The following is a 7,690-nucleotide window of genomic DNA, read 5'->3' as shown; positions in this document are numbered from 1 at the left end:
CATCGGCAGCGGCAGCTTCACGCATAATCTCGGCGAGTTCCGCAAGCGCCGCCTCGACATCGACGATCCCGCGCCGTCCTGGGTGGTCGATTTCGCCGACTGGGTGCACCATGCCGCTATCGAAGGCCGCGTCGACGACCTCGTCGACTACCGCCGCCTCGCGCCGCATGCCCGCGACAACCATCCGACCGACGAGCACTTCCTGCCGCTGTTCGCCGCCCTCGGCGCCGCCGGCGAGAACGCCCGCGTCGAGCGCCTGCACAACAGCGCCAATTACGGCGTGCTGCGCATGGACGTGTATGCGTTCCATGGCGTCGATGAGGCGAAGGCTGCGGCGTAGGTCGTCGAACTTATTAGTTCTCCGTTGCCCCAAGCACCGTCATTCCGGGGCAAGGCCGCAGGCCTTGAACCCGGAATCTCGACATTGGCTTGCATTCTTGTCTCATCAGCTCGAGATTCCGGGTTCGATCATCGATACGCATCCGCTTCGCGGTTGCGCATCGACGATCGCCCCGGAATGACGAGAGCGTGTAGTCTGCCCGTCGGGTTACTTTGTCGCAGCCGATTTCCCTTGCGCCGTCGGACAAATCACCACGATCCTTCCGCGCATCCCGCCTCACTCTGAAGGGGCGTTGCGCGCGATCGTCACGACACGCGAGGCGGGGAGCGGTGGCCGCGAGAGCTTGCAGCATGTCGTTGATGTGCGGACGAACGATGCTCTGGCGGACGTGAAGTTGCAGGGTTCTGATACCTCGACGCTGGTATCACCGCGCAGCGCGTGAAACGCGTTGTCGCGCATGGCGGCCAACAAGCCGAGCGCCAGGAAGCCTGCCTATAAGCGTGAAGACCATCGCGCAGGGAGGGCCGGGCGTTCTCGGCCACACCTGTGGTACCTGCCGCCTGCATTTCTGTTCGCAGGCGGGCCACGGGCGCGGCCAGCGCCCGGCCTTCCCTGCGCCCTTCTCCTTTCGAGGGCGATCACTTGGCAGAGCTCGGACGCCGCTGGCGCCGCGAGGAGCGTGCAGCCGCGATCTACGAAGCGCACCACTCATTCGCTGTCGTACCGGCCTTGAGCCGGGACCCATAACCACAGGGTGGTGTTTGGGGCACGAGCGACGACCAGTCTTTTCTCACCGCGAGATCACCCGGTATGGGTCCCGGCGTTCGCCGGGACGACACCGATGATGAGGATGGAGGATGGTGCGCCGCACACATGACCTCGGAGGTAGCTGACGCCGAGGCGCGAGCAGCAGAAAGTCCTTGACCCCTCCGCAGGCAAATGATGCGAAGGATGCACAGGGAGTGAAAACAACAACAATGCGCCTGCCGTTCTATTATGGCTGGGTCATCGTCGCCGTGACCTTCGTGACGATGGCGATCGGCGTCAATGCGCGCACCGCGTTCTCGCTGTTCTATCCGCCGATCCTGGCCGAGTTCGGCTGGGACCGCGGCGTCACCGCCGGCGCCTTCTCCTTCGGCTTCGTCGCCTCCGGCATCGTCAGTCCGCTGATCGGACGGCTGATGGATCGCACCGGCCCGCGCGCGGTGATGGAACTCGGCGTCGCGCTGATGGCCGGCGGCCTCTTACTCGCGCCGCTGACCACGCAGCCCTGGCATCTCTACCTCACCATCGGCGTGATGGTCGGCTCCGGCAGCGTCTGCCTCGGCTATTCCGGCCAATCGCTGTTCCTGCCGAACTGGTTCATCCGCCGACGCGGCCTCGCCATCGGCATCGCCTTCGCCGGTGTCGGCATCGGCTCGATGACGCTGCTGCCCTGGGTGCAGCACATGATCGCGCAGACCAACTGGCGCACCGCCTGCACCGCGATGGGCATCGTCGTGCTGGTCGTGCTCGCGCCGATCAATCTGCTGTTGCGCAAGAAGCCGGAGGAGATCGGCCTGCGCCCCGACGGCGATGCCGCGCCGCTCGCCAGCGCCGCCAAGCCCATCTCGAACATCGTCGACGCCGCCTGGGCCGGCATTGACTGGACGTTGTCGCGCGCGCTGCGCACGACGCGGTTCTGGTGGCTCGCGCTCGGCTATTTCTTCGGGCTTTACGTCTGGTACGCGGTGCAGGTCCACCAGACGAAATATCTGCTCGAGATCGGCTTCAGCTCGAGCGTGGCAGTGTGGGCGCTCGGCGCCGTCAGCCTGCTGGGCATTCCCGGACAGATCGTGCTCGGCCATCTCTCGGACCGGCTCGGCCGCGAGGCGGTGTGGGGGCTCGGCTGCCTCGGCTTCGCAATTTGCTTCGCCGCGCTGATCGCGCTCAAGGCGTCGCCGTCGCTCGTGCTGGTCTATGTCATGGTGGCGACGCAGGGCGCGCTCGGTTACGGCATCACATCGGTGATGGGCGCGGTTGTGCTGGAGATCTTTCAGGGCGCGCATTTCGGCAGCATTTTTGGCACGCTGATGCTGATCGGGCTGTGCGGCGGTGCCGCAGGCCCCTGGGTCACCGGCGTGCTGTATGATGTCACGGGCAGCTACACGCCGGGCTTCGCGATCGCCTTCGCCGGCGCCTTCGTGTCGGCGGCCGCGATCTGGATCGCGGCGCCGCGCCGGGTGCGCGTCGTCGCCGGACAGTTACATAGGTTGAAGACGCCGGCGGAAGCTCCGGCATGATGTGTGAACTGGCTGACTTGCCACGGCGCCGCGGCCGTGAACCAATAGGCAAACTCTGGAGAGGGACCATATGAACGAGCATGTCCAGGCCGCCAAGGCCGCGCCGCTGTTCAATCCGCTGTCGCCGGAGTTCATCCGCAATCCCTATCCGTTCTATCAGCAGCTGCGCGACAATGATCCGGTGCATGTGACGCCGTTCGGCTCGTTCCTGGCCAGCCGGCACGCGGAGTCGAGCCTCGTGCTGCGCGACAAGCGCTTTGGCAAGGACTTCGTCGCCCGCTCGATCCGCCGCTACGGCCCCGACATTATGAACGAGCCGATCTTCCGCAGCATGAGCCATTGGATGCTGCAGCAGGATCCGCCGGATCACACCCGCTTGCGCGGCCTCGTGGTGAAGGCGTTCACGGCGCGCCGCGTCGAGGACATGCGGCCGCGGATCCAGGCGATCGTCGACTCCACGCTCGACGAGATCATTCCGCGCGGCAGGATGGACCTGATCGAGGACTTCGCCTTCAAGCTGCCGGTCACGGTGATCTGCGACATGCTGGGGATCCCCGAGGAGCATCGCGAGGCGTTCTACAAGAGCTCGCGCGAGGGCGGCCGGCTGCTCGAGCCGGTGCCGCTGTCGAAGGCCGAGATCGAAGAAGGCAATGCCGGCAACGCGGTCTCCCGGGCGTATTTCCAGCATCTGTTCGAGCTGCGCCGCAAGCAGCCCGGTGACGACCTGACGACGCAGCTGCTGCAGGCGGAGGAGGACGGCGCCAAGCTCTCGCACGAGGAGCTCACCGCCAACATCATCCTGCTGTTCGGGGCGGGGCACGAGACCACGGTCAATCTGATCGGCAACGGCCTGCTGGCGCTGTATCGCAATCCCGATCAGCTGGCCCTGTTGAAGGCGCGCCCGGAGCTGATGACCAACGCGATCGAGGAGTTCCTGCGCTACGATTCCTCGGTGCAGCTGACCGGGCGGGTCGCGCTCGAGGACATCGAGGATCTCGGTGGCCGGCGCATCCCGGCGGGCGAGACCGTGCTGTGTCTGTTGGGCTCGGCCAACCGCGATCCCGCCGTCTATCCGGACCATCCGGAGCAGCTCGACATCACCAGGCCCAACGTGAAGCCCCTGTCGTTCGGCGGCGGCATCCACCATTGCCTGGGGGCGCAGCTCGCCCGCATCGAGGCCGAGGTCGCGATCGGAACCCTGCTGCGGCGGCTGCCGGAGTTGAAGCTCGACGATCCCGACAACCCCGAATGGCGGCCAACCTTCGTGCTCCGTGGCCTGAAGCGGCTGCCGGCGCACTGGTAACCATCTTCGTTAACGGAGTTGTTGTGCACCGCCCCCGGAAACAACGACAGCGCTGTGACTTCGCCATACTTAATCCTATATGATGCAGCGCTCCGGTATCGACGTCCGTGGGGCCGCGCCCGCATGGGCTGAAGGCTTTGCGATGCCGGAGCGTTGTCCTTTGAGGGAGACCCCGTGCAGACGACCCTGCTCGGCTTGGCGATTGCCTTCATCCTTGCGCTCCTTGCTGCGCTGATCGGCCCGTACTTCGTCGACTGGAACCAGTTCCGGCCGCAGTTCGAGGCCGAGGCGAGCAAGATCATCGGCGTGCCCGTGCGGGTCGCTGGTGCGCTGGACGCACGGCTGCTGCCGACGCCGACCCTGCGGCTGCGTCAGGTCACCTTCGGCGGCGCCAACCACCTCGGCAAGCTGCGCGCCGACAAGCTCGACGTGGAGTTCAGCCTGGGCGACCTGATGCGCGGGCAGTGGCGGGCGAACGAACTGACCATCGGCGGCATGGCGGCCGATCTCGGCCTTGATGCCAAGGGCCAAGTCGACCTGCCGGCGGCCTCGGGCCGGTTCAATCTCGCCGCGCTCGCGATCGATCGCTTCAACCTGACCGGCCGCGTCGCGTTGCACGATGCCGCCAGCCGCTCGACGCTGGAGCTGGCCGACATCGTGTTCTCCGGCGACGTCCGTTCGCTGGCCGGCTCGCTGCGGGGCGACGGCGCGGTGTCGATCCGCGGCGGGCGCTACCCGTTCCGGCTGTCGTCCAGCCAGGACAAGGATTCCAACGGCCTGCGCGTCCATCTCAACATCGACCCCGGCGAGCGTCCGGTCATGGCCGATGTCGAGGGCCTGATCAGCTTCCCCAACCGCTCGCCGCGCTTCGAGGGCGCGCTGACCTTGTCGTCGCCGCCGAAGGAGCAGGGCGCTGACAAGCCTGCCAAGGAACAGCCGGGGAAGGACCAGCCCGCGAAACAGGCCAAGAGCGCGCCGCCGTCTCAGGCGGGTGGCACGCCGTGGCGGATTGCGACCAAGATTGTCGGCGACCAGGCCTCCGCCAAGCTCGACCAGATCGAGGTCTCTTTCGGCCAGGAGGATCGCTCGCTGAAGTTCACCGGCAGTGGCGACGCCAAGTTCGGCGCCGCGCCGGTGCTGAAGGCGTCGCTGTCGGCACGCCAGCTCGATGCCGACAAGCTGCTCGGGGGCGACGAGGTGAAGGACCGGCGCGCGATCGCGCCGGCGCTGGTGCTGCCGGCGTTGCGCAACTGGATCGCGCAGCTGCCCACCCTGCCGCTGCCGGCCAACGTCCAGTTCACGACCGAGCAGATCATGCTGTCGGGCCGGCCGGTGCAGAACTTCACCGCCGACCTGCACAACGAGACCACCGCCTGGAGCCTGGAGAAGGTCGACCTGCGCGCGCCCGGATCGACCCATCTGACGTTCCGGACCATCGGCATCTCCACCTCCGTCACCGCGGGCTTCACCGGCGCACTCGATCTCGATTCCTCCGAGCCCGACGCGCTCGTCGCCTGGCTGCAGGGCCGCACCGACAACAGCTATCGCACGCAGCGCCCGCTGCGCATCCGCGGCGACCTCAACGTGGCGCCGGAGCGGGTCGCCATCGATGGCCTGAAGGCCGACATCGACGGCGGCTCGGTCGATGGCCGCGTGGCGCTGATCAACCGCCCCGCCGGCGCCGGCTCGCGCTTCGAGGCCGTGCTGAAGGGCGACCGTCTCGATCTCGATGCGGCGATGGCGGTGACGCGCTCGCTGGTCGGCGTCACCGGCGAGTGGCCGGCGGAGGCCAGCGTGGCGCTGGATGTCGGCCGCGCCAAGCTCAGCGGCCAGGAGCTGCGTCCGCTCACCGCGCGCGTGTCCTACGATCCGAAGACGATCGCCGTCGACCAGATCAAGTTCGGCCAGAGCGGCGGCGTGACCACCGAGGGCGCCGGCCGCTTCGATCGCGCCGATGCGACCGGACGGCTGACGGTGACGTCGCTGGCCGGCTCGCTGAAGGAGATCACCGCGCTGGTGCAGCCGTTCGCGCCGCAGGTCACGGCACGCTTCGATGCGCTCGCGACGCCCGCCGGCGCCGCGCGGCTGAAGCTCACGCTGGATCTCGCCAAGGATCCCGCCAATGCTGATCGCAGCCAGGCCAAGGCGGTGCTCGATCTCGATGCGCCGCAATTGAAGGGCTCGGCGACGCTGACGGCAAAACCGTCGGCCGCGGCGCTGCGCAGCTTCGAGGTCGATGCGATCGATCGCACCGAGCTCGGCGTCGAGAGCCGCATCTCGGCCGAGCAGGGCAATGTCGTGCTGGCGCTGCTTGGGCTCGATCGGATCGCCGCCGTCGGCAGCGGTCCGGCCGAATTCCAGTCGAGCGTCACCGGTGGCTGGCGCACGCCGCTGCGGGTCACTGCGAAACTGTCCGGCATCGGCCTCGACGGCGATGCGCAGGGCACCGTGGAGCCCTGGGGCGAGGCTACCAAGGCCAACGTCAATCTGCGGCTGCGCAACGCCAATCTGGCTCCGTTGTTGGGCCTGAAGCCACAGGACGCCGCCGCACAGAACATCCGCCTGTTTGGCAAGCTCGGACTGTCGGGCGGCCGCCTCACGCTGGAGGATATCGACAGCACGGTCGGCGGCTCGCGGCTGCGCGGCCGGCTGGCGGTCAATCTCGACGACGACAGGCAGGTCGACGGCGAGGTCGGACTCGACGCGCTCGACGTGCCGCAGGTGTTCGCCGTGCTGGTCGGCGCGGCTGGCCGTGAGCAAGCCGAGCCATTAGGGGCCGGCCTCGTGAAGGGCTGGCGCGGCCGCGTCGCATTCCAGGCGCTCAGCGGCGCCGTGTTGAACGGCACCGACCTGCGGCCGCTGGCAGGCGCCATCAAGAGCGACGGTCAGTCGATGACCATCGAGAACCTCAAGGGCAAGCTCGGTGGCGGCGACGTCATCGCCACCGTCGAGGCGCGGCCCAATCCGAACGGCCTCGTCCTGAATGGACGGGTCGAGCTCTCCGGCATCGACGGCAACGCGCTGCGCTATCGCAATCTGAGGATGCCTGCCGGCAAGATCTCGGCCCAGATGACGCTCGCCGCAGAAGGCCGCAGCGTCCAGGGCCTGGTCAATGCGCTCTCGGGCAATGGCACCGTGACGCTCGACAACGCGTCGATCGCCAATCTCGATCCGCGGGCGTTCGATGCCGCCTTGCGCGCCGCCGATGCGGGGCAGGTGACCGACGACGGCAAGCTGCGGCAGGTCGTCGAGCCGGCGCTGGCTTCGGGCACGTTGTCGGTCGCGTCGGCACAGATTCCGTTCATCATCCGCGACGGCCGCGTCCGTGTCGGCGCCACCACGCTGGAAGCGCAGGGCGCGCGCGCCATCGTCTCCGGCGGCTTCGACATTCCGGCCGACCAGGCCGACATTCGTGCCAGCCTGAGCTCGAACACCGTCGGCAATGCCAACAGCCGGCCGGAGGTGCAGCTTTTCGTGATGGGCACGCCCGATGCGCTGACGCGCGTCGTCGACGTGACGTCGCTGTCGTCCTGGCTCGCGGTCCGCGCGATCGATCGTGAGACACGTCGTCTGGATGCGATCGCGCGCGGCGAGGTGCCGCCGGCCTATCCGTCGTCAACGGCGTCGCTGCCGGGCGGCTCGGAGGCAGCGCCGGCCACGCCTAATGCCGCTGACGTGCCGATGCCGGGACGTGATCCGCGGCGCGACCCGCGCGCCAAGCTCGGCGGTCCGCGCGCCGCCGTACCGCCGCTCACGACGCCGCTC

Annotated in this window: 4 protein-coding genes; all 4 read left to right on the top strand. The window is 67.9% G+C overall.

The window, feature by feature from the left end; all coding sequences use genetic code 11:
- Positions 1 to 340: dioxygenase (locus tag BRAO375_RS19715; RefSeq protein ID WP_035641354.1), on the top strand; the 340-nt coding region annotated here is incomplete at its 5' end.
- A 977-nt stretch (positions 341 to 1,317) separates the two neighbouring features.
- The gene (locus tag BRAO375_RS19710; RefSeq protein ID WP_009029200.1) at positions 1,318 to 2,622 is read left to right on the top strand and encodes an MFS transporter; all 1,305 of its coding nucleotides are present in this window, start codon (positions 1,318 to 1,320) and stop codon (positions 2,620 to 2,622) included.
- 70 nt (positions 2,623 to 2,692) lie between these two features.
- Complete coding sequence (locus BRAO375_RS19705) at positions 2,693 to 3,925, top strand: cytochrome P450 (RefSeq protein WP_009029199.1); 1,233 nt, start codon at positions 2,693 to 2,695, stop codon at positions 3,923 to 3,925.
- 174 nt (positions 3,926 to 4,099) lie between these two features.
- The coding region (locus tag BRAO375_RS19700) for an AsmA family protein (RefSeq protein ID WP_035641351.1) at positions 4,100 to 7,690 on the top strand (3,591 nt) is incomplete at its 3' end.

Source organism: Bradyrhizobium sp. ORS 375, from assembly GCF_000239775.1.
GTDB lineage: Bacteria > Pseudomonadota > Alphaproteobacteria > Rhizobiales > Xanthobacteraceae > Bradyrhizobium.
This window is presented reverse-complemented; position numbering and strand designations above follow the sequence as displayed.